This window comes from Roseovarius sp. MMSF_3281 (genome assembly GCF_030733685.1).
Lineage (GTDB): Bacteria > Pseudomonadota > Alphaproteobacteria > Rhodobacterales > Rhodobacteraceae > Roseovarius.
Genome location: NZ_JASHIM010000008.1, coordinates 113,927 through 138,200 on the forward strand (window position 1 = coordinate 113,927; position 24,274 = coordinate 138,200).

At 63.6% G+C, this 24,274-nt stretch carries 22 protein-coding genes; 10 read left to right on the forward strand and 12 right to left on the reverse strand.

Annotated elements, in window-relative coordinates:
• Positions 1 to 181: 181 nt before the first annotated feature.
• From lpxC to recN, 3 genes are all read left to right on the forward strand, one after another.
• Positions 182 to 1,102 (forward strand): UDP-3-O-acyl-N-acetylglucosamine deacetylase, encoded by a 921-nt coding sequence (gene lpxC, locus RBB32_RS10400; RefSeq protein WP_306152638.1) that lies wholly within the window; start codon positions 182 to 184, stop codon positions 1,100 to 1,102.
• Between the two features lie 111 nt (positions 1,103 to 1,213).
• Positions 1,214 to 2,065 carry an outer membrane protein assembly factor BamD gene (locus tag RBB32_RS10405; RefSeq protein WP_306152639.1) on the forward strand — a complete coding sequence of 284 codons (852 nt, stop codon included), beginning with the start codon at positions 1,214 to 1,216 and terminating at the stop codon, positions 2,063 to 2,065.
• Between the two features lie 40 nt (positions 2,066 to 2,105).
• Entirely contained in the window at positions 2,106 to 3,752 is a 1,647-nt protein-coding gene (gene recN, locus RBB32_RS10410) for a DNA repair protein RecN (protein ID WP_306152640.1), read from the forward strand.
• Here recN and RBB32_RS10415 read toward each other — a convergent pair.
• Positions 3,749 to 4,585 (reverse strand): AraC family transcriptional regulator, encoded by an 837-nt coding sequence (locus tag RBB32_RS10415; RefSeq protein WP_306152641.1) that lies wholly within the window; start codon positions 4,583 to 4,585, stop codon positions 3,749 to 3,751. The two genes, recN and RBB32_RS10415, sit on opposite strands and share 4 nt — an antisense overlap.
• A gap of 144 nt (positions 4,586 to 4,729) precedes the next feature.
• Here RBB32_RS10415 and RBB32_RS10420 point away from each other — a divergent pair, with 144 nt between their 5' ends.
• Positions 4,730 to 5,602, forward strand: a complete 873-nt coding sequence (locus RBB32_RS10420) for a DMT family transporter (RefSeq protein WP_306152642.1) — start codon at positions 4,730 to 4,732, stop codon at positions 5,600 to 5,602.
• Positions 5,603 to 5,607: 5 nt separating this feature from the next.
• Here the strand turns inward: RBB32_RS10420 and RBB32_RS10425 are convergent, their stop codons facing one another.
• Positions 5,608 to 6,984, reverse strand: coding sequence for an FAD-binding oxidoreductase (locus RBB32_RS10425; RefSeq protein WP_306152643.1), 1,377 nt, complete (start codon positions 6,982 to 6,984; stop codon positions 5,608 to 5,610).
• Positions 6,985 to 7,067: 83 nt separating this feature from the next.
• Here RBB32_RS10425 and RBB32_RS10430 point away from each other — a divergent pair, with 83 nt between their 5' ends.
• Positions 7,068 to 8,756 carry a chloride channel protein gene (locus RBB32_RS10430; RefSeq protein ID WP_306152644.1) on the forward strand — a complete coding sequence of 563 codons (1,689 nt, stop codon included), beginning with the start codon at positions 7,068 to 7,070 and terminating at the stop codon, positions 8,754 to 8,756.
• Positions 8,757 to 9,118: 362 nt separating this feature from the next.
• Here the strand turns inward: RBB32_RS10430 and RBB32_RS10435 are convergent, their stop codons facing one another.
• Both RBB32_RS10435 and RBB32_RS10440 read right to left on the reverse strand, forming a co-directional pair.
• Entirely contained in the window at positions 9,119 to 9,460 is a 342-nt protein-coding gene (locus RBB32_RS10435) for a DUF427 domain-containing protein (protein WP_306152645.1), read from the reverse strand.
• A gap of 67 nt (positions 9,461 to 9,527) precedes the next feature.
• The gene (locus RBB32_RS10440; protein ID WP_306152646.1) at positions 9,528 to 11,330 is read right to left on the reverse strand and encodes an aminopeptidase P family protein; all 1,803 of its coding nucleotides are present in this window, start codon (positions 11,328 to 11,330) and stop codon (positions 9,528 to 9,530) included.
• A gap of 240 nt (positions 11,331 to 11,570) precedes the next feature.
• Here RBB32_RS10440 and RBB32_RS10445 point away from each other — a divergent pair, with 240 nt between their 5' ends.
• A complete protein-coding gene (locus RBB32_RS10445) occupies positions 11,571 to 13,550 on the forward strand; it encodes a DEAD/DEAH box helicase (protein ID WP_306152647.1) in 1,980 nt (659 codons plus the stop codon).
• A 13-nt stretch (positions 13,551 to 13,563) separates the two neighbouring features.
• Here the strand turns inward: RBB32_RS10445 and cobT are convergent, their stop codons facing one another.
• Together cobT and cobS are read right to left on the reverse strand one after the other, a co-directional pair.
• The gene (cobT, locus tag RBB32_RS10450; protein ID WP_306152648.1) at positions 13,564 to 15,441 is read right to left on the reverse strand and encodes a cobaltochelatase subunit CobT; all 1,878 of its coding nucleotides are present in this window, start codon (positions 15,439 to 15,441) and stop codon (positions 13,564 to 13,566) included.
• A gap of 160 nt (positions 15,442 to 15,601) precedes the next feature.
• The gene (gene cobS, locus RBB32_RS10455; protein WP_306152649.1) at positions 15,602 to 16,588 is read right to left on the reverse strand and encodes a cobaltochelatase subunit CobS; all 987 of its coding nucleotides are present in this window, start codon (positions 16,586 to 16,588) and stop codon (positions 15,602 to 15,604) included.
• 144 nt (positions 16,589 to 16,732) lie between these two features.
• On the opposite strand from cobS, the gene RBB32_RS10460 reads away from it, so the two are divergent.
• The 4 genes from RBB32_RS10460 (at position 16,733) to msrB (ending at position 19,170) form a co-directional block, all read left to right on the forward strand.
• Positions 16,733 to 17,275 (forward strand): sigma-70 family RNA polymerase sigma factor, encoded by a 543-nt coding sequence (locus RBB32_RS10460; RefSeq protein WP_306152650.1) that lies wholly within the window; start codon positions 16,733 to 16,735, stop codon positions 17,273 to 17,275.
• Positions 17,272 to 17,961: an anti-sigma factor domain-containing protein gene (locus RBB32_RS10465; RefSeq protein WP_306152651.1), complete on the forward strand. Its 690-nt coding sequence runs from the start codon at positions 17,272 to 17,274 to the stop codon at positions 17,959 to 17,961. The genes RBB32_RS10460 and RBB32_RS10465 overlap by 4 nt, the downstream gene beginning before the upstream one ends.
• A gap of 90 nt (positions 17,962 to 18,051) precedes the next feature.
• Positions 18,052 to 18,609, forward strand: a complete 558-nt coding sequence (locus RBB32_RS10470; RefSeq protein WP_306152652.1) for a fasciclin domain-containing protein — start codon at positions 18,052 to 18,054, stop codon at positions 18,607 to 18,609.
• An 87-nt stretch (positions 18,610 to 18,696) separates the two neighbouring features.
• Complete coding sequence (gene msrB, locus RBB32_RS10475) at positions 18,697 to 19,170, forward strand: peptide-methionine (R)-S-oxide reductase MsrB (RefSeq protein WP_306152653.1); 474 nt, start codon at positions 18,697 to 18,699, stop codon at positions 19,168 to 19,170.
• 95 nt (positions 19,171 to 19,265) lie between these two features.
• On the opposite strand, the gene RBB32_RS10480 is transcribed toward msrB, so the two are convergent.
• The 6 genes from RBB32_RS10480 to RBB32_RS10505 form a co-directional block, all read right to left on the reverse strand.
• A complete protein-coding gene (locus RBB32_RS10480) occupies positions 19,266 to 19,889 on the reverse strand; it encodes a DnaJ domain-containing protein (RefSeq protein ID WP_306152654.1) in 624 nt (207 codons plus the stop codon).
• Positions 19,890 to 19,996: 107 nt separating this feature from the next.
• Complete coding sequence (locus RBB32_RS10485) at positions 19,997 to 20,362, reverse strand: DUF4177 domain-containing protein (protein ID WP_306152655.1); 366 nt, start codon at positions 20,360 to 20,362, stop codon at positions 19,997 to 19,999.
• Positions 20,363 to 20,518: 156 nt separating this feature from the next.
• A complete protein-coding gene (locus tag RBB32_RS10490) occupies positions 20,519 to 21,562 on the reverse strand; it encodes a YeeE/YedE family protein (RefSeq protein WP_306152656.1) in 1,044 nt (347 codons plus the stop codon).
• Positions 21,563 to 21,777: 215 nt separating this feature from the next.
• Complete coding sequence (locus tag RBB32_RS10495; protein WP_306152657.1) at positions 21,778 to 22,635, reverse strand: ABC transporter permease; 858 nt, start codon at positions 22,633 to 22,635, stop codon at positions 21,778 to 21,780.
• A complete protein-coding gene (locus RBB32_RS10500; RefSeq protein ID WP_306152658.1) occupies positions 22,632 to 23,648 on the reverse strand; it encodes an ABC transporter permease in 1,017 nt (338 codons plus the stop codon). Before RBB32_RS10500 ends, RBB32_RS10495 begins: the two co-directional genes overlap by 4 nt.
• Positions 23,630 to 24,274 (reverse strand): ABC transporter substrate-binding protein (locus RBB32_RS10505; RefSeq protein WP_306152659.1); only part of this gene is annotated, 645 nt, incomplete at its 5' end. The genes RBB32_RS10500 and RBB32_RS10505, both read right to left, overlap by 19 nt.

Below are 24,274 nucleotides of genomic sequence, written 5' to 3' on the forward strand. Positions count from 1 at the left end.
TTCACGCTCGGCGGAAAATCGCCGCCATGGTGCGGGGCCATGTTTCATATCGTTGCAAAGATTGAGTTGAGCCGAGCCACCCAGACCACTAAACCATTTGCTAACCTTGAACAGCCGCGAGCATCGCACAGCCGTGTAACAGTTTTGCGGGCTGAAGGACAAAAAACTTTGAGGTCGAACCGTGCAAACCAGCATTCTGTCATCGGTGTCGTTTCAGGGCGTGGGGCTTCATAGCGGCCTTCCGGCGCGTCTGACGATTCGTCCGACTGGAATCGATCACGGGATCGTTTTCCGCCGCGTGGATGTGACCGAGCATGACGCGTATCTGCCGGCGCGTTTCGACGTGGTGCATCAATCGCCGCTTTGCACGCGTCTGGAAAATGCCGACGGTGTTTCTGTTTCGACGGTTGAGCATGTCATGGCGGCCTTGATGGGCTGTGGCATTCACAATGCCCTTGTCGAAGTCGATGGCCCCGAAGTTCCGATTCTTGATGGCAGTTCGGATGCGTTCGTGCGCGGCATCCTGTCGACCGGCATTCAACCGCTGAATCGCCCGGTCAAGGCCCTGCGCATTCTGCGCCCCGTATCGGTGACCCGCGGTGAGGCCTGGGCGCGGTTGACGCCGCATGAAACGCTTTTGATCGAGTTCGGGATCGAATTCGAGGATGCCGCGATCGGCATTCAGAAAAAGACCCTGAACATGTCGAACGGCAGTTTCGTGCGCGAGTTGAGCACAAGCCGGACCTTCTGTCGCAAGGCAGATGTGGACACCATGCGCGCCAACGGCCTGGCCCTTGGGGGCACGTTGGAAAATGCCGTGGTTGTCGATGGCGAAAAGGTGTTGAGCCCCGGTGGCCTGCGCCATGCGGACGAGGCGGTGCGCCACAAGATGCTGGATGCGCTTGGCGACCTGGCCTTGGCGGGAGCGCCGATCATGGGGCACTATCAAGGGATGCGCGCGGGCCATGCCCTGACCAATGACCTGCTACATGCCGTGTTTGCCGATACGGCGAATTACGAGTGGGTGGATTGTGATCCGACGATGGCGCAACGCCTTCCCGGCGCGGGCGTTCACTGGGGCGAGATTCCCGAAGTCGCCTGACCGCGCGATGAATCGCGCAAAGTCATTTTGCACCGGAAATTTATGTGCTAGGAGCAATCCAAGCCGGAGGGTCTTGGCCCTTGGCATGTCGAAAAGAAGGTGGATTCAAGCATGACGTTGCGCAGGTCCCGGGCGAAACTGTTTTGTGTGGTTGCTGTGGGTCTGGCCCTGTCCGCGTGCAGTGGTCAGGATGGCCGGGTCGAACGGGGTGAAATCGATTACGAGAACTTCACCGCCAAGCAGATTTTCGAGCGTGGTGAATACGATCTGGCGCGGAACGATCCGGATCTGGCGGCGCAGGTCTTTGGCGAGGTCGAGCGCCTTTACCCCTATTCGGAATGGGCCAAGCGGGCCTTGATCATGCAGGCCTATTCCTATCATCAGGACAAGGATTACGAGAACAGCCGCGCCGCCGCGCAGCGGTTCATTGATTTCTATCCGACCGATGAAGACGCCGCCTATGCGCAGTATCTTCTCGCGCTGAGTTACTATGACCAGATCGACGAGGTGGGCCGCGATCAGGGGCTGACCTTCCAGGCGCTGCAATCGCTGCGCAAGGTGATCGAGACCTACCCCGACAGCGAATATGCGCGGTCTTCCATCCTGAAGTTCGACTTGGCCTTCAACCACCTGGCGGCCAAGGAAATGGAGATCGGGCGCTATTACCTCAAGCGCGATCACTTTACCGCCGCGATCAACCGGTTCCGGGTGGTGGTCGAGGATTTCCAGACCACGACTCATACCGCCGAAGCCCTGCATCGCCTGGTCGAAGCTTACCTGTCGCTGGGGCTGACCGATGAGGCACGGACGGCAGGGGCGATCCTTGGCCATAACTTCCGCGGCACCGAGTGGTACGAGGACAGCTACAAGATGCTGACCGGCCAGGGCCTGACGCTGGAGGCTGCGGGCGACAACTGGTTGCGGCAAGTATACCGCCAGATGATTCAGGGCCGTTGGCTGTAAGGGCAGGGCGGGGCGCGGCCCCGCCTTACGGGTTTCATTGATGCTGCGTGCGCTGGATATTCGGGATATTCTGATCATTGATCACCTCGAGCTGGGCTTTCAGCCGGGGCTGAACGTGCTGACCGGGGAAACCGGCGCGGGCAAATCCATCTTGCTGGATAGTCTTGGCTTTGTTCTGGGCTGGCGCGGGCGCGCGGAACTGGTGCGCCAAGGGGCCGATCAGGGCGAAGTGGTGGCCGAGTTCGACCTGCCCGATGGGCACCCGGCGCGGGCGGTTCTTGAGGAAGCGGGCCTGCCTGCGGGGGAGGAGTTGATCCTGCGGCGGGTCAACACGCGCGACGGGCGCAAGACCGCTTGGGTCAATGACCGGCGGTGTTCGGGCGACGTCTTGCGGCAATTGTCGGATACGCTTGTGGAATTGCATGGCCAGCACGACGACCGGGGGCTTTTGAACCCGCGTGGCCATCGTGATTTGCTGGATGCCTATGGTGCGTTGGAGCCCAAGCGCAAGAAGGTGAAAGGCGCGTGGCGGGCCATGGCCGAGGCGCGCAAGGCCTTGGAGGCGGCGCAGGCGGCGCTTGAGGAGGTGCGCGCCGAAGAGGAATTCCTGCGCCATGCGGTGGGGGAGTTGGACACGCTTGACCCGCAACCGGGCGAGGACGAGGCGCTGGATGCCCGCCGCCGGTTGATGCAGCAGGCCGAGAAAATCCGCGAGGATATCACCCGCGCCCAAGCGGCGCTTGGCCTTGACGGGGCCGAAGGGGCTGCAGGCGATGCCCTGCGCTGGCTGGACGGGGTGGCCGACCGCGCCGATGGCCAGTTGGACGAGCCGATTGCCGCGATTGGCCGGGCCATGGTGGAACTGGACGAGGCCGCGCAGGGGGTGACCCGTTGCCTTGATGGGCTGACGTTCAACCCGCTGGAACTGGAAGAATGCGAGGAACGCCTTTTTGCCATTCGGGCCATGGCGCGCAAGCATGGGGTGGCGCCGGATGATCTGGGCGAGTTTGCCGAAGGCTTGCGTGGGAAACTGGCGGCACTGGATCAGGGCGATGCCGACCTCAAGACGCTGGAAGACGCGCTGCGCAGCGCCGAGGAAGAGTATGACACCGCTGCCGGGGCGTTGAGCAAAGCCCGCGCCAAGGCGGCAGGGGCTTTGGACAAGGCCGTGATGGCCGAGCTTGCGCCCCTCAAGATGGAGCGCGCGGTATTTTCCACGGTGATCGAGGCGGGCGACCCGGGGTCGGAAGGTCGCGATGCGGTGACCTTTACCGTGGCCACCAACCCCGGCGCCCCGGCGGGGCCGCTGAACAAGATCGCCTCGGGCGGGGAGTTGAGCCGGTTCTTGCTGGCCTTGAAGGTGTGCCTGACGGGTACCGATAGTGGGCTGACCATGATCTTTGACGAGATCGACCGCGGCGTCGGCGGGGCCACGGCGGATGCCGTGGGCCGCAGACTCAAACAACTGGCCGAAGGCGGGCAGGTTCTGGTGGTGACGCATTCGCCGCAGGTGGCCGCCCAAGGCGCGCATCACTGGCGGGTGGAAAAGAAAGTGGTGGAGGAGCAGACTCTTTCCACCGTCACACCCTTGCCGGACAGTGACAGGGTGGATGAAATCGCGCGGATGCTGTCGGGCGATACCATCACGCAAGAGGCCCGCGCGGCGGCGCTGGCCTTGATGGGTTAGAGGGCTGCGAGCCTGCGGAACCTGCCGGGGGTAAGCCCGGTTTCGGCGCGAAACACCCGTGACAGATGGCTTTGACAGGAAAACCCGCAGTCCTGTGCAATCTGGCAAAGGCTGTCGGCGCCGGTGAGCCGCGCCTTGGCATGATCGACACGGCGCGACATGATCCATTTATGCGGGGATACCCCGCGCGTTTTGCGAAACATCCGGTGAAAATGAAACTCGGACAGGCCTGCAACGCGGGCCAGATCGGCCAGTCGGATGGTTTGATCAATATGGGCGGCGATCCATTCGTCGCATTGGCGCAGGGCGCGGGGGGACAGACCGCCGTGCAATGGGCGCGTGTCGTCCGGCAATTGGTCCAGCAGGTCAATCAGCGCGCTGTCGCCCAAGAGGAAATCCCCTGTATTGGCGGCTTGCGCCATTTGTATCAGCGGCGCGGCCAGCTTGGGCGAGGTGACGAAAGTGGCCTCTTGAACCGAGAGGCGGCGGGCGTCGCGTTCCGTCATCCGGGCAAAGCCTGCGCGCAAGTGATCGTCAGGGGCGTAGAGGTGCACGAAGCGGAAAGGTGCGGTGATCTGCCATTCCGAGTGGTGGCCTTCGGGCATCACGCAGATCGCACCGGGAAACCCGGCAATCGCTCCGGCATCCAGCCGCGTGGTGCCCTTTCCCCCTTGCAAATAAAGGCTGAAGGTGTGGCCCTGTGGCCCGTCATAGGTGATATGGCCGCTGCTGTTTTCCCAGATCGCCACCTTGAAGCCACGCCCCAAATCGAGGCTGGCCACGGCCCGGGCATCGGGGGCTTGGGCAAGGAAATCCGGGACGCGCTGTTGCATGTGTCGAATTTAGCCTGTCTGAAGCCGCTGCAAAAGGCCGGGGCGCATTTCACCGCAAGATCGTGCAATCCTTATGTCGCGATTGGGCGTAGGGGAACTGACCTACTTGGAGAAGATGCCTTGCCCACATCCGCCTTATTCATCGTGACAGTCCTGATCTGGGGGACGAGTTGGTACGCGATCAAGTTACAGATCGGGCCGGTGCCCCTGGAGGTGTCGGTGTTCTATCGCATGGCGCTTGCCGCCGTGATCCTGTTGGCGGGTTTGGCGGTGACGGGCCGGTTGCAACGCCCCGCGCGCTGGCGTTTCGTGGTCGTGCAGGCGCTGTGCTTGTTCAGTTTCAACTTCGTGGCGTTCTACCATGCCGCGGCGCTGATACCCTCGGGGATGGTGGCGGTGATTTTCTCGCTGGTGTCGATCTTCAATGCCGTGAACGCGCGGATTTTCTTTGGTGAGCGGATCACGGCACAGGTTGCGGTTGCGGGAATTCTAGGGGGCGTGGGGGTCAGCCTGATGTTCTGGCAGGATTTGGCCGTGGCGCGCGAGGTCGAGACCCTGCAAGGCATCGGTTGGGCCTTGTTTGGGGCGATCATCTTTTCTTGGGGGAACATGGCGTCGCGGGTGAACAGCAGCAGCGGCGTGCCGCCGCTTTTGGCCAATGCATGGGGGTTGGTCCTTGGTGCCTTGGCCCTGTTGGTCATGCTGGCCGTGAAGGGGCAAGGTCTGGTTGCCCCGCAGGGGGCGGATTATTGGGTGGGTCTGGTGTATCTGGCGGTTTTCGCCTCGGTCATCGGGTTCACAACCTATCTGGTGCTGGTTTGGCGGATCGGGTCGGCCAAGGCGGGGTATGCCACGGTCTTGTTTCCCGTGGTGGCCATGGCCGTGTCGACCGTTCTGGAGGGGTTCGAGTGGACGCCCTTGGCCGGGTTGGGGGTGGCGGTGGCGCTTATGGGCAACCTTGTGATGTTCTGGCGGGGGCCCGTGCCGCGCAGTCGCCGGAGCGCCCCGCCGGTGTGATGACGTCAATTCCGTGGCGGCACCAGTTTTCCGGGGTTGAGGATGTTTTGCGGGTCCAGCGCCTGTTTTATATCGCCCATCACGCTCCAGGCGCTGCCGTGTTCCTCGGTCATATAGGGGCGTTTGCCGATGCCGACGCCATGTTCGCCGGTGGCCGTGCCGCCAAGGGCGAGGGCGCGTTTGACCATGCGGTGGTGCACATCCTTGGCCTTTTCGGTGGCGGCCTCGTCGCCCTCGTCGAACATCAGGATGGCGTGAAAATTGCCGTCACCCACGTGCCCGAGGATGGGGCCGGGCAGGGCGGCCTCGGTCAGGTCGGCCTGGGTTTCCTCGATTGCCTGGGCCAGTTTCGAGATCGGCACGCAGAGGTCGGTGACCACCGCGCGGCTGCCCGGGCGGCTGGCGAGGATGGCGTGATAGGCGTTGTGCCGCATGGTCCAGAGGCGGGTGCGATCCTCGGCGCGGGTGGCCCAGTCAAAGCCCGTCGCGCCGTGTTCGGTGGCGATCTCGCCGAAGGTTTCGGCCTGCTCAGTGACGCCCGATTCCGAGCCATGGAATTCCAGCAAAAGATGCGTTGTTTCAGGCAATGCCATATCGGCATAGGCATTGACGGCGGCGACGCTGGCCGGGTCCATCAACTCGATCCGGGCCATGGGCAGGCCCATCTGGATGGTATCGATGACGCAGGCCACGGCGCTGCCCACATCCGGGAAGGCACAGACCGCGCTTGAGATGGCCTCGGGCTGACCGTGCAGGCGGAGGGTCAGTTCGGTGATCAGGCCAAGGGTGCCTTCGGCGCCGACGAACAGCCCCGTGAGGTCATAGCCCGAAGAGGATTTGCGCGCGCGCGTGCCGGTGCGGATTACTTCGCCGCTGGCGGTGACCACCTCAAGCCCCAGAACATTGTCGCGCATGGTGCCGTAACGCACGGCGGTGGTGCCGCTGGCGCGGGTAGAGGCCATGCCGCCAAGCGAGGCATTGGCGCCGGGATCGACCGGGAAGAACAGGCCGGTGGCGCGCAACTCGGTATTGAGGTCTTCGCGCGTGACACCGGGTTGCAGGGTGACGTCCATATCTTCGGGGTGCACGGATAGCACCTTGTTCATACGGGAAAAATCCACGCAAAGCCCGCCATGCGGGGCCTGTGCCTGACCTTCCAGCGAGGTGCCGGTGCCAAACCCCACCACCGGGCAGCCATGGGCGGCACAGATGCGCATGATTTGCACCACTTCCTGCGTATTTTCAGGATAGGCGACGGCCTCGGGCGGCATGGCGGCAAAATGGCTTTCACTGCGACCATGCAGATCGAGATCGGACTTGGACTGCGTGAGTCGGTCCCCTAGAAGGTGGGAAATTTCGGTGAATGCGTCGGATGTCTGCATGGCCTTGCCCCTCTTAACGATTTCGGCGCAAGGTAGGGCAAGGGGGCGGGCGTGAAAAGGGCCGCGAGGTTGGTGCAAGGGCAATGACGGACGGGGAACAATCCATCCTCAAGCAAAAGGCGCGGGCGGCAATTGCGGCACTGCGCAATGGCTGGTCTGTCATGCTGGACCGGGGGCCGAGCCAGATACAGTTTTGGTTCATCGCGCTTTTGATCGGTATTGCCGCGGGTTTTGCCGCCCTGTTTTTCCGCAAGGGAATCATGGCCTTGCAGGGCCTTGTCTACGGTACTGCGGATATGGCGCGGGTTCATTCGGTGGCCGAAACCCTGCCGTGGTACTGGGTTTTGGCGGTGCCGATTGTCGGTGGTTTGGTGGTGGGATTGATCCTGCACCACCTGACCGATGATGCGCGGGTGCGGTCGGTCTCGGACGTGATCGAGGGCGCGGCGCTGAACGATGGCCGGGTCGAGACACGCGAGGGGATCGCCTCGGCCCTGGCGTCGATGATCACGCTTGGCACCGGTGGCTCCTCGGGGCGGGAGGGGCCGGTGGTGCATATGGCCGGCGTGATCTCAAGCTGGGTGAGTGACCGGATCAATGCCGACGGGATCACCGGGCGCGATTTGCTGGGCTGCGCGGTGGCCGCCGCCGTATCGGCCAGTTTCAATGCGCCGATTGCCGGGGCCTTGTTCGCGCTGGAAGTGGTTTTGCGGCATTTCGCGCTGCATGCCTTTGCGCCCATCGTGATTGCCAGCGTGGCAGGCACGATCATCAACCGCTTGGAATTCGGGGATATCACGGAGTTTGCCCTGCCCACCACGAGCGCCTTGGAGTTCTACGTGGAACTGCCTGCCTTCCTGTTGCTGGGACTGATTTGCGGGGTGGTGGCCACGGTGCTGATGCATTCGATCCTTTTCGCCGAGGATATGGCCAGCTACCTGCAAAAGCGTAGCAAGCTGCCCCGGTGGCTGCGGCCGATGGTGGCCGGGGCCATGCTGGGCGTTTTGGCGATTGGCTTTCCGCATATTATCGGGGTGGGGTACGAAACCACCTCGGCGGCGCTGACCGGGCAATTGGTTTTGCACGAAGCCTTTGTTTTTGCAGCGTTAAAAGTGGCCGCGGTGGCGATCACCATCGGCGGGCGCATGGGCGGAGGTGTTTTTTCGCCGTCATTGATGGTGGGGGCCTTGACCGGGTTGGCCTTTGGGCTGATCGCGACGGGGCTGTTTCCCGAGGTGTCGGGCAAGCCCACGCTTTATGCGCTGGCGGGCATGGGGGCCGTGGCCGCCGCCGTGCTGGGCGCGCCGATTTCGACGACTTTGATCGTGTTCGAATTGACAGGCGACTGGCAGACCGGATTGGCGGTGATGGTGGCGGTGTCGATGTCCACGGCATTGGGGGCGAAACTGGTGAAACGCTCGTTTTTCCTGACACAGTTGGAGCGGCGGGGGACGCGATTGGCCGCCGGGCCGCAGGCCTATTTGTTGGCGATGTTCCGGGTGGAGCCCTTGATGCGCCCGCCTGATCACCCCCGCGGGGCCAGTGAGGAGGCCTGTTGGCAGATGATCGAGGATGGCGTTTATATCGGCATGAACGCCACGCTGGAGGCGGCGATGCCACTGTTTGATCGCTCGGCCGTGCCCTTTATCCCGGTGGTCGTGCTGCGCGGGGAAGGGCAGCCGCCGGAGCTGCAGGGGGCGCTGTTTCATGTGGATGCTTTGAAGGCCTACAACCGGGCCTTGGCGGCGGTGTCGGCGGAAGAGCATAGTTGAGGCCCCAAATCGGGGCTAAGCCCTTGGGTTAACCGGAAAAAACCCTGTCTGCAGCGCGTCGGTATTTTTCCCCGCACCCCGGCGAATAAACAGGGCGTACGGTGAGAAACGCAAGGTTTGGTTTCCGGAAAGGAATGTCGGGTGTCAGCCCGGCGATGCGCGGCGGCCTGCGGCCTTGATTCCGCGCTGGACCTTCGCGATCGAATGTCCAACAGGATCAAACCCGTCATTCGCTGCACACTAGACGAAAGGCAGCTGTCCGGAAACGCCCAAAGCTTTCCAAACCCCACTATCTGCGCAAAGCCGCCGTTCCCCCGCGCGGCTAGCCGAAATGGTGCGCAGGGGCTGCGCACCCAAGATGGTCAGAGCCGCTCGACCGCCAGCAAATCACTTGGGTAAAACGCCAGGTGGCCCTTGATGCGGGCGGCGGCTTCTTTGGGGGCGTCATAGCTCCAGGCGGCGTTTTCGAGGGTTTGGCTTTTGGTCACGATGGAGTAATACCGCGCCTCGCCCTTGTGGGGGCAGGTGGTGCGGTGATCGCTGTCGTCGAGAAATGCCATGGCGATATCGTCTTGCGGGAAGTAGATGACATCCGGGTAGCCGTTTTCGACGAGTTCCAGGGCATTCTTGGATTCGGCAAGAACAGCGCCGCCTGCGCGGACAACCCAAGTGCCTTCGGCTTTCCGTATTCTGATATCGGTCATGCTGTTTCCTTTTGCGTCATTTCGGGTGTCTTGCTGTGCTGTGCCGGGGAATTGTTACACCCGTGTGTCACAGCGGCTTGGTCGCTTCGGCCAACCATAGACGAGCCGGGCCTGTGATCCGAGGACTGATTTTGTCGCGGCAGGTGGCGTGGTAGGCGTTGAGCCAGTCACGTTCCCCTTGGCTGAGCATTTCGGGGACGATCAGGCGGCGGTCGATGGGCACGAAGTTGAGGGTTTCAAAGCAAAGCTTGCCCCGGGCGTCGCCGGTGGCAAGCGGTTCGGCCTTCTGCACCACGACGATGTTTTCGATGCGGATGCCGAAGGCGCCTTCGCGGTAATAGCCCGGCTCGTTCGAGAGGATCATGCCTTCCTGAAGCGGCACCTCGCTGGCCTTGGACAGGCGCTGAGGGCCTTCGTGCACGCAAAGATGCACGCCGATGCCGTGGCCCGTGCCATGGCCGTAGTCCTGATCGGCCAGCCACAGGGGATAACGGGCGATGGCGTCAAGATCGCGGCCCGCAAGGCCACGGGGCCAGCGCACCCGGCTCATCGCGATCATGCCTTGGAGGACGCGGGTGAAGGCGGTGCGTTCATCCTGACCCACATCGCCCATGGGCAGGGTGCGGGTGATGTCGGTGGTGCCGTCAAGGTATTGGCCGCCGCTGTCGAGTACCAGGAGATCACCGGCTTGCAAGGTGCGGTTGCTTTCGCGGTTGACGCGGTAATGGGCCAGCGCGCCGTTGGGGCCGGAACCCGCGATGGTGTCAAAGCTGATGTCCAAGAGTTTTCCGGTGGCTTGGCGGCTTTCCTCGAGCTTGGTGGCGACGTCGATTTCGGTGATCGTGCCGGGGGCCTGATCGTCGTACCATGTGAGGAACTCGCACATGGCGGCGGCGTCGCGCAGGTGCGCCTCGCGGGTGGCGGCGATCTCGGCCGTGGTTTTGCAGGCCTTGGGCAGCACGCAGGGGTCATCGCCCTTGGCGTGGGCGACGCCCGCCTCGTCCAGTTGCTGGAGTACCCACAAGGGCGCGCTGGAATGATCGACGCGCACTGTGCCTGTCAGGCTGCGCAAACCGGGGCCGAAGGCGTTGGGCGGGCGGATCGTGACCTCTTCGCCCAGATGGTCGCGGATGTCGTCCGAGAGTTTCTCGCCCTCGACGAAAAGCGTGAGATGCGTGTCGTCGTGCAGGATGGCGAAGGCATGGGGGATCGGGTTGCGGGGGATGTCGCTGCCGCGAATGTTCAAAAGCCAGGCGATGGAATCGGGCAGGGTGAGGACGGCGGCGGCATGGCCCGCGTTGCGCAGGGCGGCGGCGAGGCGGCGGCGCTTGTTTTGGTGGGGTTCCCCGGCCAGATCCTCGGGGTAGATGCGGATTGCGCCCATGGGCGGTGCAGGCTGGTCGGGCCAGATAGCATCGACAAGGTTGTCGGAGGGGCGCAGGGTGATGGCGCTGTCCTTGAGGCCCTTTTCAATGGCCGCGATCTGGTCGGGTGTATAGAGCCACGGATCAAACGCGACGGTGCCGCCGTCGGGCAGCTGTTCGCGCAGCCATGCGGGGGGCGAGGTTTCGGGCCAGTCGACGGGGGTGAAGTGATCGGTGACGACCTGCGATTTCACCTGCACCCGATAGCGACCATCGACAAAGACGCCTGCCACATGCGGCAGCACGATGCAGAATCCGGCCGAGCCGGTAAAACCGGTAAGCCACGCCAGACGGTCGTCGCGCGGGGCGACGTATTCGCCTTGGTGGGCATCGGCGCGGGGCACCATGAAACCGGTGATGCCTTCGGCGGTCATGACATCGCGCAGCGCGGCAAGGCGGCCGGGGCCTTGGCCGGGGTGGGCGGTTTCATCGAAGGATTGGAACATCAACGCTCTCCTGCAACTGCGCGGGTCAGACAGTGCTAAAGGCTGGGGCGCGGAAGATCAATCGCCCAACCACGGGGCGGCGATGTCGCAGGCTTCACCCCCTGCAAGGGACCGAATGCCGCCTTTGGAAGAAAAGGCGTGCAAGTCCCTATACAAAGGCCGCGCAACCCGGTATGCGCGACGCTTCCGCGTGGCGTTTCCGCAGGCGGTTCATCTTTCCTCAACAAAAGACCCAGACCATTGAAAAACACCATTGCAGAGGCGCTGGCCCAAAAGGGTTATGACGTCTTGACCCCTGTGCAGCAGGCCGTGACGAAACCGGAACTCGACGGGCGGGACCTTTTGGTTTCGGCGCAGACCGGATCGGGCAAGACCATTGCCTTTGGTCTGGCGATTGCGCCGACCCTGTTGGACGACGCGGAGCGTTTTGGCACGGCGGGCGCGCCCCTGGGCCTGGTTATTGCACCGACGCGCGAGTTGGCCATGCAGGTCAAGCGCGAGCTTGGCTGGCTTTATGCCAAGGCGGGGGCGGTTCTGGCCTCCTGTGTCGGGGGAATGAATATCCGCGACGAGCGCCAGGCGCTGGCGCGCGGGGCGCATATCGTGGTCGCCACGCCGGGGCGGCTGCGGGATCATATCATGCGCGGGGCCATCGACCTGACCGAGGTGCGGGCGGTGGTTCTGGATGAAGCCGACGAGATGCTGGACCTCGGGTTTCGCGAGGATCTGGAGTTTATCCTCGAAGAAACCCCGGCCACACGCCAGACGCTGTTGTTTTCGGCCACGGTGCCCAATGCCATTGCCAAGCTCGCCAAAAGCTATCAGCGCGAGGCAGAGCGGATTTCGACGGTGGGCGAAAAGACGCAGCATGCCGATATCGAGTACCGAGCGCTGACCGTGGCACCGCATGACGCCGAGAAGGCGGTGATCAATGTCTTGCGCTATTACGAGGCACCCAATGCCATCGTGTTCTGCAACACGCGCGCCATGGTGGCGCGGTTGACCACGCGGCTGTCGAACCGGGGGTTCTCGGTCGTGGCCCTGTCGGGGGAGTTGACGCAGGGCGAACGCTCCAACGCTTTGCAGGCCATGCGGGATGGGCGCGCGCGGGTCTGCGTGGCCACCGATGTGGCCGCCCGCGGCATCGACCTGCCCAAGCTGGAACTTGTGGTGCATGCCGAATTGCCCAGCAGCCATGAAACCCTTTTGCACCGCTCGGGCCGGACCGGCCGGGCTGGGCGCAAGGGGGTGAGTGCCCTGGTGGTGGTGCCTTCGGCGCGCAAGAAGGCCGAGCGTATCCTGAAATTTGCCAAGCTGACGGCAGAGTGGGGGGCGGCCCCTTCGGCCGAGGATATCGAGGCGCGCGATCAGCAGCGGATGTTGCAAAGCGACGATTGGCAAGCCGAAATCACGGAAGGCGAGCGCGCGGCGGTTGAGCAATTGGTTCAACGCTTCACGCCCGCGCAAATCGCGGCGGCTTACCTCAGGCAATACAAGCTGCGCCATTCCGCGCCGGAAGAATTGGGCACTGTCGCTGCCGGGAAACCCGAGCAGAAGAAACCGCGCGCGGCCTTTGGCCCGAGCGTTTGGTTCTCTCTGTCCGAAGGGCGCAATCAGGCGGCCTCGCCCCGGCATCTCTTGCCGATGATCTGCAAGGCCGGGGGACTTTCGAAAGAGGATATCGGGGCGATCCGCATCGGTGACGACGAATCCTATATCGAGATTCGCGAGGCAAGTGTTCCGGGGTTCTTGGCCGCGATTGGCGAGGGCATGGTGATCGAAGGCCAAAAACAGCTTCAGCGTTTGGATAAGGCTCCGGACCTGCCCGCTTTCCGCCCGGGCAAATCCGGGCCTGCGCCCAAGTATGAGCGAAAACCGAAAGATGGGGGCGAGGCGCCGGAGCCGCGCCGCAAGCCAAGGCATGGGGCGTCAAAAGACGCGCCGCCCAAGCGTAAGAAACCCGCCGAGGAGCGCGATCCGGAGGTCCATGCGACCTACAGCAAAAAGAAGCATGGGGTGAAAAGCGCCGAGCACAAATCGGGCGAGAGCGCCAAACCGGATCGTGCAAAGCCCAAGGGCAAGCCATCGGGACCGGAGGGCAAGCGCAAGGGGCCACCGCCCCCGAAGGGCAAGCCCAACAGCAAGAAAAACCGGGCCCGCGCGGCGGCGAGGAAAATTGACAAGGCAGGCAATGCCAAGCCAAGGCGCTCGCAAGGCTAGGAGCGACGGTGCATCAACTGGCCCGTTTGATCCCCATGATCCGCGCCCTTGCGCGCGGATCGCTGTCAAACAGGGCCGCCAGTTGTTCGGTCATCGCCCCGGCCAGTTGGTCGACATCTGTAATCGTCACCGCGCGGTCGTAGTAGCGGGTGACGTCATGGCCGATGCCGATGGCCAGAAGCTCCACCTGTTTGCGGCGTTCGACCATGTCGATCACATCGCGCAGGTGTTTTTCCAGGTAATTGGCGGGGTTCACCGACAGGGTGCTGTCATCCACGGGCGCACCATCCGAGATCACCATCAGGATCTTGCGCGCCTCGCGGCGGTTGACCAGACGCTTGTGCGCCCATTCCAGCGCCTCGCCGTCGATGTTTTCCTTGAGCAAGCCTTCCTTCATCATCAACCCGAGGTTCGAGCGGGTCCGCCGCATCGGTGCATCGGCGGATTTATAGATGATGTGGCGCAGGTCATTCAGGCGACCGGGCAGTTGCGGGCGGCCTTCGTTCAGCCATGCCTCGCGGCTTTGGCCGCCTTTCCAGGCACGGGTGGTAAAGCCCAGAACCTCGACCTTCACGCTACAGCGTTCCAGCGTGCGGGCCAGAACATCGGCGCAGATCGCGGCGATGGAAATCGGCCGCCCGCGCATGGACCCGGAATTATCCAGCAGCAGGGTCACCACGGTATCGCGGAACTCGGTGTCTTTCTCGACCTTGAAACTCAGCGGCGTGGTGGGGTTGGCGACGACACGCGCCAACCGGCCCGCATCCAGAACGCCCTCTTCCTTGTCAAACTCCCACGAGCGGTTCTGCTGTGCCTGAAGGCGGCGTTGCAGCTTGTTGGCCAAACGACTGACCGCGCCTTTCAAGGGCTCCAACTGTTGATCGAGATAGGCGCGCAGGCGTTCGAGTTCTACCGGCTCGGCCAAGTCTTCGGCGTGAATTTCCTCGTCGAAATCGGCGGAATAGACCTCGTAATCGGGATCGGCCTCGGAAATCGGCTGCGGGGCGGGGGGCTCCATCGGGGCTTCGCCTTCGGGTAGCTCGGTTTCCTCGCCCATGTCCTCGTCGGCCATATCGTCCATCTGGACCTGGGCTTCGCTCGCGTCTTGCTGTTCTTCCTGGCTGCGCTCGGCCTCGGCATCGGCGTCCGAATCGTCGCTGTCGTCCTCGCCACTGCTGTCGGGCTGTTCTTCGTCCTCCTGGCTTTCCTCGGCCTCGTCCTCGGCGTCGTCCTCGGGCGCGTCGGGATCATCGCCCAGTTGATCGCCATAGCCCAGATCCTCGATGATCTTGCGGGCAAAGCGGGCAAAGTCTGCCTGATCGGCAAGGGTGTCTTCCAGACCTTCCAGGGTGCCACCGGCCTCGGCCTCGATGAAATCGCGCCACAGCTCCATGACGTTTTGCGCCCCTTCGGGCAGGTCCCGCCCCGTCGCCATGTGCCGCACAAGGTATCCGGCGGCGGTGGCAAGCGGCGCATCGGCGCGGTCGGTGATCTGATCAAAGCCCATGCGCTGTGCCTCGGCGCCGATCTTGGCGTCGATATTGCCGGCGGTGCCGGGCATGTCGCGCGCACCGATTGCTTCGCAGCGGGCGGTCTCCATCGCTTCATACAATTCCCGCGCCATCTCGCCCGCCGGGGCATAGCGGGCATGCAGCCCGCCATCGTGGTACTTGTGCTTGAGGGCCAGCGCATCGGCGGTGCCGCGCGCCTGCAAGACCTCGTCACGGGTCATCCGGCGGCTGATTTGCGGCAGGCGCATGGACTCGCCCGACAAACCGGCCGGGTCGATGGAATAACTGACCGAGAGATCGGGATCATCGGCCATGACCTTGGTGGCCTCCGCCAGGGCCTTCTTGAAGGGATCCGCGGGATTGTCATTGTTTTGAACCATCACCGGCCTCCTGTCTCAGACCCTGCGTTTCTTCTGGCCTCAAATATCCTGGGGTACGTTGAAAATTTCATTTTCAACGAAGGGGCAAAGCCCCTTGCGGCGCGCGACAGCGCGCTCCCCCGGTCTGCGCCGAAGGCGCAGACATTCAGGTCACTCCCCGTCACCCCAGGCTCATGCTGGCCGCGCTTTCGGGCAGTTCCTCGTCAAAGCAGCGCTGGTAGAACTCGGCCACGGTCTGGCGTTCAAGCTCGTCGCATTTGTTGAGGAACGACAGCCGGAAGGCATAGCCCACATCGCGGAAGATGGTGGCGTTCTGCGCCCAGGCGATCACCGTCCGCGGGCTCATGACCGTCGACAATTCGCCGTTCATGAATGCGGTGCGCGACAGGTCGGCGACGGTGACCATCTGGCTGACGATCTTGCGCCCCTCGGCGGTGTTGTAGACCGGGTTCTTGGCGATCACGATATTGGTTTCGGCGTCATGGCTGAGATAGTTCAGCGTGGCCACAAGGCTCCAGCGGTCCATCTGGCCCTGGTTGATCTGCTGGGTGCCGTGATAAAGCCCCGTGGTATCGCCCAGACCCACCGTATTTGCCGTGGCAAAAAGCCGGAAGAAGGGGTTGGGCGTGATCACCTCGTTCTGGTCCAGAAGCGTCAGTTTGCCGTCTGCTTCCAGCACCCGCTGGATCACGAACATCACGTCGGCGCGGCCCGCGTCGTACTCGTCGAAGACGATGGCGGTGGGGTTGCGCAGCGCCCAGGGCAGGATGCCTTCGTGGAACTCGGTCACCTGCACACCGTCGCGCAGTTTGATGGCGTCCTTGCCAATGAGGTCGATCCGGCTGATGTGGCTATCGAGGTTGACGCGCACGCAGGGCCAGTTGAGTCGGCTTGCCACCTGTTCGATATGGGTGGATTTGCCGGTGCCGTGATAGCCTTGGATCATCACCCGGCGGTTATGCGAAAAGCCCGCGAGGATGGCCAGGGTCGTGTCGGGGTCGAATTTATAGGTGCTGTCAAGCTCCGGCACGCGGTCGGTGCGGTCGGCAAAGCCTTTGACCACCATATCTGAATCAATTCCGAACACGTCACGGACCGAGATTTCCTCGGTCGGTTTCGCGTTCATGTCGATGCTGCCGTCGGCCATGGGCGCAGTCCTTCACTTCACGGGTCATTCTTGTTGGCTCACGTGGTGCAACATATCGCGTGGAAGGGCAAGGGAAAGGGGGACTTTTGCATTGGACTCATCGCAAACTAGTCTAGTATCTCCAGACGAGGGGTATCGAAGCATATGGCGACACGCGACGAAATCGAGACTTTGTTGGCGGCTTGTACGCTGGGCGACAAGCGCGCTTTCGGCGCGCTTTATTCTGCGACATCTGCGAAACTTTTTGGCATCTGCCTGCGTGTCTTGGACAATCGGGCCGAAGCCGAAGAGGTCTTGCACGACGTTTATGTTAAGATTTGGCATAACGCCGGGCGTTATCAAGCCAATGGCTTAAGCCCGATGACGTGGCTGATTACCATTGCGCGCAACGCGGCGGTGGATCGGTTGCGCAAGCGGCGGGCGCCGGCTGTGTCGATGGAACAGGCCGAGGCGCGGCCCGATCCCGGCCCGGGGCCCGAGGCGCAGGCGGTCGCGGCCTCGGAAGCGGAGCGGTTGAGTGCCTGCTTCGATGAACTGGATGAGGGCCATGCGCAGGCCGTGCGCGGTGCCTATCTTGACGGCGAGACCTACGCCGATCTTGCGGCACGGTTCGAGGTGCCGCTGAACACGATGCGAACATGGCTGCGGCGCAGCCTGTTGAAATTGAAGGAGTGTCTCTCGCGATGAGCGGTGAGTTGCCAGAACGCGATGCCGATAAGGCCTTGGCCGGGGAATATGCCCTTGGTCTGCTCTCTGCCGAGGCGGCGGCGGATTTCGAAGCGCGTCTGGTGAACGAGCCTGATTTGCGGGCACTTTACGCCGAGTGGTGCGAGGATTTGGCGGCCCTGACCGACCGCATTGACCCGGTCGCCCCGCCGCCGCGTTTGCAGGGCGAGGTCGAGGCGGCCCTGTTCGGCAAGCCACGCGGTAGGGCGGGCTGGATTGGCGCGCTTTTGGGCGGCTTGGCCGTGGCGGCCTTGGTGCTTGGCCTGATCTTCGGGGCGGACCTACTGCCGCGCGGGCCGCAGGCCCCCGCCGATCCGGCCTATGTGGCCGAGGTTGCCGCCGAGGATGGCAGCCTTGTGGTGGCTGCAGCATATGATGCGGAGGCGGGCGCATTGTTCGTGGATCGCCGTGCCGGGGCCGCCCGGGAGGGCCGCGCCCTGGAGCTTTGGCTGATCGCCGGAGAGAATGCGCCGGTGTCCTTGGGCGTTCTGCCGGGCGAGGCGCAGGCCGCCCTGGACATTCCCGCCGAGTTGCGCGCGCAGCTTGACGGCGGCGTTCTGGCGATCTCGGACGAGCCATCGGGGGGCTCGCCGACCGGCGCGCCGACGGGTGATGTGCTGGCCGTGGGGCCGATCACGAACACGTGATTGCATGTTCTGAAACTCTTTCAACGCCGCTTGCGTGCCTTCGTCGGCTTCGGGCAGTTCAGCCCGGGGTCTGACAGAGGAGATTGAAAGATGTTCAAGACAGGATTTTTCACCGCGACCGCACTGGCACTGGGTCTTGGTGCCGTTGCTGCAAATGCCGAGAACCCCATGGTGGGTGGCGCGCCGATGTATGCCGACAAGACGATTGTTGAGAACGCCGTGAATTCGGCGGATCACGAAACGCTGGTGGCCGCGGTCAAGGCCGCGGGGCTGGTCGAGGTTCTGAATTCCGAGGGGCCGTTCACCGTTTTTGCCCCGACCGACGATGCCTTTGGCATGTTGAAGGAGGGCACCGTCGAGGCCCTGTTGCAGCCAGAGGCCAAGGCGCAACTGGCCAATATCCTCAAGTGTCACGTTGTCGGCACCGAGGCGATGTCGATGGCGATCAAGGGGATGGTCGATGATGACGGCGGGGTGCATCCGGTGCCGACGCTGGGCTCCTGCACCTTGCAGGCGACCTACAGCGGCGACAAGATCATGCTGGAAGACGAACGCGGCCGCATGATCAACGTGACCATCGCCGATGTCGACCAGTCGAACGGTGTGATCCACGTGGTGGACCGTGTGATCCTGCCGCCGCAGTCGTAACCTTCACCAACTTGTGTGGAGCCGTGCATTGTGTTGCGGCTCTGCACAGCCCAGATTCCAAACAGCTTTATCACGAGGAGGACCGTTATGAACCGTCGTCGCTTTTTTGCCCTTGCCCTAGGTGCCGGGGGGGCGCTCACCCTGGCCGGGCGTGGTGTGGCGGCCAGCGGGGATTTCGAAGTCACCCGCACGGAAGCCGAATGGAAGGCCATGCTGAGTGATCTGGAATACAAGGTGATGCGCGAGGAGGCGACGGAACCGGCGTTCTCGTCGCCATTGGACAAGCAATATTCGGATGGCGTTTATCACTGCCGGGGCTGTGATCTGGCGGTTTATTCCAGTGAACACAAGTACGACAGCGAGACCGGCTGGCCCAGCTTCTGGAAATCCTTGCCCGATGCGATCGGGACGAAGCGGGATTTCAAGCTGATCTATCCGCGCACCGAATGTCATTGCCGCCGCTGCGGAAGCCATTTGGGCCATATTTTCAACGATGGCCCGCAACCCACCGGCAAACGGCATTGTCTGAACGGTGTAAGCCTTGTGTTCAAGCCGGCCTGACGGGTGCAGCCGCGAGGGCCAATTCAGGAGCCTGAACACGGAACCGCCCCGGCAGATCGCTGCGCGGGGCGGTTTTTTGTCGGAAAATCAGTGGCTTACTTGAAGTAGCGGCTATCCTTGATCTGGTCCCAGGCCCAGACGACCTGTTGCAGTTGTTCTTCCTGGCTTCGGTCACCGCCGTTGATGTCGGGGTGAAGAACCTTGATGAGCTTCTTGTAAGCCTTGCGGATTTCAACCTTGGTCCAGCTGTCTTCGGCTTCGAGGATATCAATCGCCTTGCGCTCTGTCGGGGGCAGCTTGCGCCCGCCGCCCTGTTTCTTGCCGGGGTTCTTGGTGGCGTTTTCGCCCAGAACCTGGTGCGGGTCTTCGATTCCCAGCCGCGCCCAGGCCCGTGCCTCGGGGTCGGAGAAGGATTTTGTCTGTCTTTCCCAGACCTTATCCTCGGACATCTGCGCGTTCATCTCGGCCTCGGTGGTGCCGTGGAAGAAGTTCCATTTCAAATTGTATTCGCGCACGTGCTCTTTGCAGAACCAGTAGTATTCGTCCAAAACGTCGGGGGCTTTGGGGGCGCGGTACAGGCCCGGTTTGTTGCAGCCCTCGTGTTCGCAGATGCGGGTGGAGGTTTCGGAGGCACCGGACATGCCGCGGCGACCGCGTGGATTTTTCTTCTTCGCGGAAGACACGGACATGTCGAAACCGAAGGGATCTGACTTGGACATGGGGCTACCTTTCGACTCGGAGCGCTGATTTTAGGCCAAAACGGGGCGAATTGAAGGGGCAAAATCGGAAAAATTCAGAAGATGCGCGGAGGCCCGCCGGTGCGGTTCTATGGACGCTCGGGCGGCGTGCCCTCTTCGGCTTCGGGGGCGCTTTCGCTCTCGTAAGCTTTTGGTTCTTCTGTGTTATTTTCCGGTTCATCCGCCTCGTCGATGGCCGGATCGGCCTGTGGGGCGATATCGGTGGCGGGGCGGCGGAAGACAAGGACGCTGCGGTAAACCGTGTGTGAAGAGGTCAGGCCCTGCCGTTCCTCCGAAGGCAGGATATCGGAGCGTTGATACTCCCAGCCGTGGGCGGCCTGTTCGTTCATCGCCTCTTGCAGGGCATGGGCAAATCGCGCGTCGGCCCCTTTGACGCCCTGGGCCTTGCGGCCCTTGGCGGGGGCGGGAATCACGCGGTATTCATAAGCTGTCATGGAAGCGTCCCTTTGAAATGCGCGCCACATCCTAGTTGTTTGCCCGGGCAACGCAAGGGCGGAAAGGGATGTACAGATTGTACAGAAACCCCCGGAGTTTTGTACAAATCTCCGGGGGTTTGGCTTGGTGCATGTACAGGTTTTACATGAAAGCCGTTATTCGGCGGGATGCAGGAGCGTGTTTGCCGATGTTTCGCCGCGCAAAACGCGGTTGGCCAGAAGCCCGCCTGCGATGATCGAGGCCAGCGCGAGGATCGCGGCAAGCGACAGGGTGGGCACCCCGGCAAGGCCCGCGCCGACGGTGCAGCCACCGGCCAGAACACCCCCCAGGCCCATCAGCACGGCGCCGGTCATGTAGCGGCCTGTCTGGCGGGGCGACTCGAAGCTTTGCCATTCGAAGCCACCCGAGAGCAGCGCCGCGAACAGCGCGCCCACCACGACGCCGCCCAGAAGGCCCGCGCCGAAGTTGGCCGATACGGCGGTGGAGGCCACGGTGTAAAAGATCGAATCCGCGGCGGGCGAGGTGAAGGAAAGCGACTGCATCGCGATGGGATCGAAATCATCATAGAGAACGAAGCCGGTCCCGACCCATGCCAGCGGCACCAGCGCGCCGATCAGCGCGGCCAGCGCGAGGGTCGTCGCCTTGTTGCCCGAGCGCAGGGCGAAGAACAGCGCCACGACCGCGATCAGGGCCGTCCAGAGCAGCGGGTTGCCGGGCAGGGCGGCGGAGTCGAGCGGCAGGGTGACACTGCCCAGCGAGGTGCGCACCGGCGCCAGTACGCCCTTGAGGGTGGCATGGGCGGTGATCGCGAAGACGATCAGCACGAGAGCCGCGCGCAGGTTGCCCGCGCCGGTCAGCACCGTCAGCCGCGAGATGCAGCCGCGCGTCAGGACCATGCCGATGCCGAACATCAACCCGCCGGCCGCGATGGCCAGAACCGGCAGGTCGCTGGCCATGAAGCGGTGATCGGCAAAGGAGATCAGCCCTTGGGCCACGGCGGCCTGCGTGCCGAGGACGGCCACGGCAAGGGCGATGAGCCAAACGCCCGCGGCGGCCTTGCGATCTTCGCCCACGACGGCACGGCGCAGGCAGAAGCGGGTAATCTGGGCCAGGATGCCGAAGGCTGCGCCGATGGCCAAGGCGAACCATACGGCGGCCTGCGGGGCGGTGAGGGTTTCAAACCCAAGGGATTCGAACATGGTTTTTCTCCCGAATGCGGAATTTTGTTCCATGTGGCGGGGAGAGGGCCAGTAATCAAGGCATATGTAATGCGCGCCTGTGCGTCGGATTGGGATAGTGTTCCATTTTGCCGCCCATGGCGGGACGCTGTTCCGCGCTGCCCGGATTTGACATTTGTTTGATCCGGTTTGGAGGGGCCGTGCGTGACGTGGTTTTTATTCGCCGTGTCGCTTGCTTATCTGCCCTGACAGGCGTCTTCGCGATGAGCGCGCCCGGTTTGCCCCCTTGGATCGTGGGTTTGGCAGATGGCCTCGCCCGCGCCTGTCACGATCAGCACGATCACGGCCAGCATCAGCCCCGGCGCGAGGGCGCGGGCAGGGTGAAGGCCAAGGTAGGGCAGGGCCTCGTGCAAGAGACCTCCGAGGCTGGGGGTTCCCGGGGCAAAGCCAAGCCCGAGGAAAGAGAGCGCGGATTCGGCGATCATCGCTTGGGCCATGGCCAGCGTCGCGGAGGTGACGAGCGGGGCCATGCAATTGGGCAGGATGTGCCGGATGGCCAGATGCCATGGCCCTGCGCCGAGGGCGCGGGCGGCCTGGGTGAATTCCATGCCCGAAAGGCGCAGCACCTCGGCCCGGATCAGGCGGGCGGTTTGCATCCAGCTTGTCAGTGCGATCACCGTGGTGATCAGGGTGAAGGTGCCAAGGGTATCGCCAAGGCTGGCCGTGAGCGGCGCGCGGAAAAGCATGACGATAAGGAGCATCATCGGCAGCATGGGCAGCGCGAGGCAGAGGTCGGTGAGGCGCATGAGCCAAGGATCGAGGCGGCGGGAGAGCCCGGAGGCAAGACCGATGGCCGTGCCAAGCAGCACCGTGAGGGCCATGCCCGCCAGCCCGGTGAGCGCCGAGATCTGCCCGCCCATCAGCAGCCGCGCCAGCCGGTCACGGCCCAGCCTGTCGGTGCCCAAGGGGTGGGTTAGGCTGGCGGCGAGGTTGCGTTGGGTGAGATCGGGCGCCGTGGCCTCGAACGGCCAGAGCAGGGGGGCAGTGAGCAAGGCAAGGGCGATGACGCCGAGGATCCAGAGCGTGCGGCTCATGCGCCGATCCTCGGGTCGAGCCAGCGGTAGGCGGCATCGGCCAAGAGATTGGCCAGCACCACGAGCACGGCAATCAGCAGGGTGAGGGTTTGCACCACCGGCAGGTCGCCCGCGTGGATCGAGGAAATCAGCAGGTGGCCCAGGCCGTTGATGGCAAATATCTGCTCGGTAATGATCGCGCCGCCGACGATTTGCGGCAGGCCGAGCGCCATGATGGTCACCACCGGCAGCATCGCGTGGCGCATCACGTGCCCCGTGAGCAGCGCGCGGGGACCAAGCACCTTGGCGCGGGCGGTGCGGATATGGTCGGCGTTCAGAACCTCGATGGCGCTGGCGCGCAGGTGGCGGGTGAGCTGCGCGGTGATTTGCAAGGTCAGGACCAAGACCGGCAGGATCAGTTGCTTTACCTCATGGCCGAGGCTTTGGGCATCGGTGATCCGGTGGCTGGCGTCATAGCCCGAGGGCAGCCAGCCGAGGGTGATGGAAAACAGCCAGATCAGCAACAGGGCGGTGACGAAGGGCGGCAGCGCGTAGGCTGTCATGGTGAGGGCGGTGGCGGCATGGTCGGCGCGGCTGTGATGAGTGTAGGCTTGCCAGAGACCCAGCGGCAGGGCGCAGGCGAGGCCAATTGCGTAGGCCAGCGCCATGAGGCGCAGGGTTTGCGGCAGGCGGTCGGTAATCAGGCCCATGACGGGGCTGTGGCTTTGCCAGCTGAGCAGGCGGGGGGCGCCTTCGGCCCATGTGGTGCCGAGCAGCGCGTCACAGAGGGCGAGGGGTTCGATGAGCAGCAGCTGTTTGAGCCAGAGGGCAAGGCGTGCGGGCCACGGGGCGTTCAGCCCAAGGGCCTCGCGCATGGCGGTGCGCACCTCGGGCGGCAGGGTGTGGGGCATCTGTGCCAGCGGGTCGCCGGGGGCGAGGGACAAGAGCGCGAAGATGGCCAGGGCGATCGCCAGCAGGGTCAGGCCAAGGCCGGCCCCGCGCCGGGCCAGCGCGGTCAGGGCGCGCGGTGCCATGTGGCGATGTTCCAATAGGGGCTGCCCCATGGGTTGGGGGCCGGGCCTTGCAGGTTTTGTGCGGCAGCGGCGACGCGGCCCCGGTGCACGAGGGGGACAAGCGCGTGGCTGTCGGTGAGGCGTTGCGCCATCTGTTGGACCAGTTGCGCGCGGGCCTGCGGCGCGGCGGTTCGGGCCAGGTCTTTGGAGAGGGCGTCGAAGCCGGGGTCGCAGATGCGGGCGATGTTGGACCCCTGCCAGTTGTTGGCGGGGGATGGGATGTTTTCGCAACGCCAGTTGGCGAGGAAGGCACCGGGGTCGGTGCCGTCGAAGGCGGAGGCGAACATCTGCACATCGGCGTTGAATTTCTGGAAGGTGTCGGGGTTGGCGGGGTCGGAGCCGAAAAAGATGCTGGCCTCAATGGCGCGAAGCTGGGTTTCGACGCCGATCTGACGCCACCAGTCCTGGATCACCACCTGGAAATCCTGCCGGACAGGGTTGACCGAGGTTTGGAAGGTCAGGCGCAGGGGCTGCCCATTTCGGTCGCGGATGCCGTCGCCGTCGCTGTCGCTCCAACCGGCGGTCTCCAGCAGGGCGCGGGCGCGGGGGAGATCCTGGGCGGCGCAGCCTTCGGGTTGTGGCGGGGC

Coding starts and splice junctions, on each gene's coding strand:
- RBB32_RS10405 (WP_306152639.1), top strand. CDS start 1,214: ATGACGTTGCGCAGGTCCCGGGCGAAACTGTTTTGTGTGGTTGCTGTG.
- recN (WP_306152640.1), top strand. CDS start 2,106: ATGCTGCGTGCGCTGGATATTCGGGATATTCTGATCATTGATCACCTC.
- RBB32_RS10415 (WP_306152641.1), bottom strand. CDS start 4,585: ATGCAACAGCGCGTCCCGGATTTCCTTGCCCAAGCCCCCGATGCCCGG.
- RBB32_RS10425 (WP_306152643.1), bottom strand. CDS start 6,984: ATGCAGACATCCGACGCATTCACCGAAATTTCCCACCTTCTAGGGGAC.
- RBB32_RS10430 (WP_306152644.1), top strand. CDS start 7,068: ATGACGGACGGGGAACAATCCATCCTCAAGCAAAAGGCGCGGGCGGCA.
- RBB32_RS10435 (WP_306152645.1), bottom strand. CDS start 9,460: ATGACCGATATCAGAATACGGAAAGCCGAAGGCACTTGGGTTGTCCGC.
- RBB32_RS10440 (WP_306152646.1), bottom strand. CDS start 11,330: ATGTTCCAATCCTTCGATGAAACCGCCCACCCCGGCCAAGGCCCCGGC.
- cobT (WP_306152648.1), bottom strand. CDS start 15,441: ATGGTTCAAAACAATGACAATCCCGCGGATCCCTTCAAGAAGGCCCTG.
- cobS (WP_306152649.1), bottom strand. CDS start 16,588: ATGGCCGACGGCAGCATCGACATGAACGCGAAACCGACCGAGGAAATC.
- RBB32_RS10460 (WP_306152650.1), top strand. CDS start 16,733: ATGGCGACACGCGACGAAATCGAGACTTTGTTGGCGGCTTGTACGCTG.
- RBB32_RS10465 (WP_306152651.1), top strand. CDS start 17,272: ATGAGCGGTGAGTTGCCAGAACGCGATGCCGATAAGGCCTTGGCCGGG.
- RBB32_RS10470 (WP_306152652.1), top strand. CDS start 18,052: ATGTTCAAGACAGGATTTTTCACCGCGACCGCACTGGCACTGGGTCTT.
- msrB (WP_306152653.1), top strand. CDS start 18,697: ATGAACCGTCGTCGCTTTTTTGCCCTTGCCCTAGGTGCCGGGGGGGCG.
- RBB32_RS10480 (WP_306152654.1), bottom strand. CDS start 19,889: ATGTCCAAGTCAGATCCCTTCGGTTTCGACATGTCCGTGTCTTCCGCG.
- RBB32_RS10485 (WP_306152655.1), bottom strand. CDS start 20,362: ATGACAGCTTATGAATACCGCGTGATTCCCGCCCCCGCCAAGGGCCGC.
- RBB32_RS10490 (WP_306152656.1), bottom strand. CDS start 21,562: ATGTTCGAATCCCTTGGGTTTGAAACCCTCACCGCCCCGCAGGCCGCC.
- RBB32_RS10495 (WP_306152657.1), bottom strand. CDS start 22,635: ATGAGCCGCACGCTCTGGATCCTCGGCGTCATCGCCCTTGCCTTGCTC.
- RBB32_RS10500 (WP_306152658.1), bottom strand. CDS start 23,648: ATGGCACCGCGCGCCCTGACCGCGCTGGCCCGGCGCGGGGCCGGCCTT.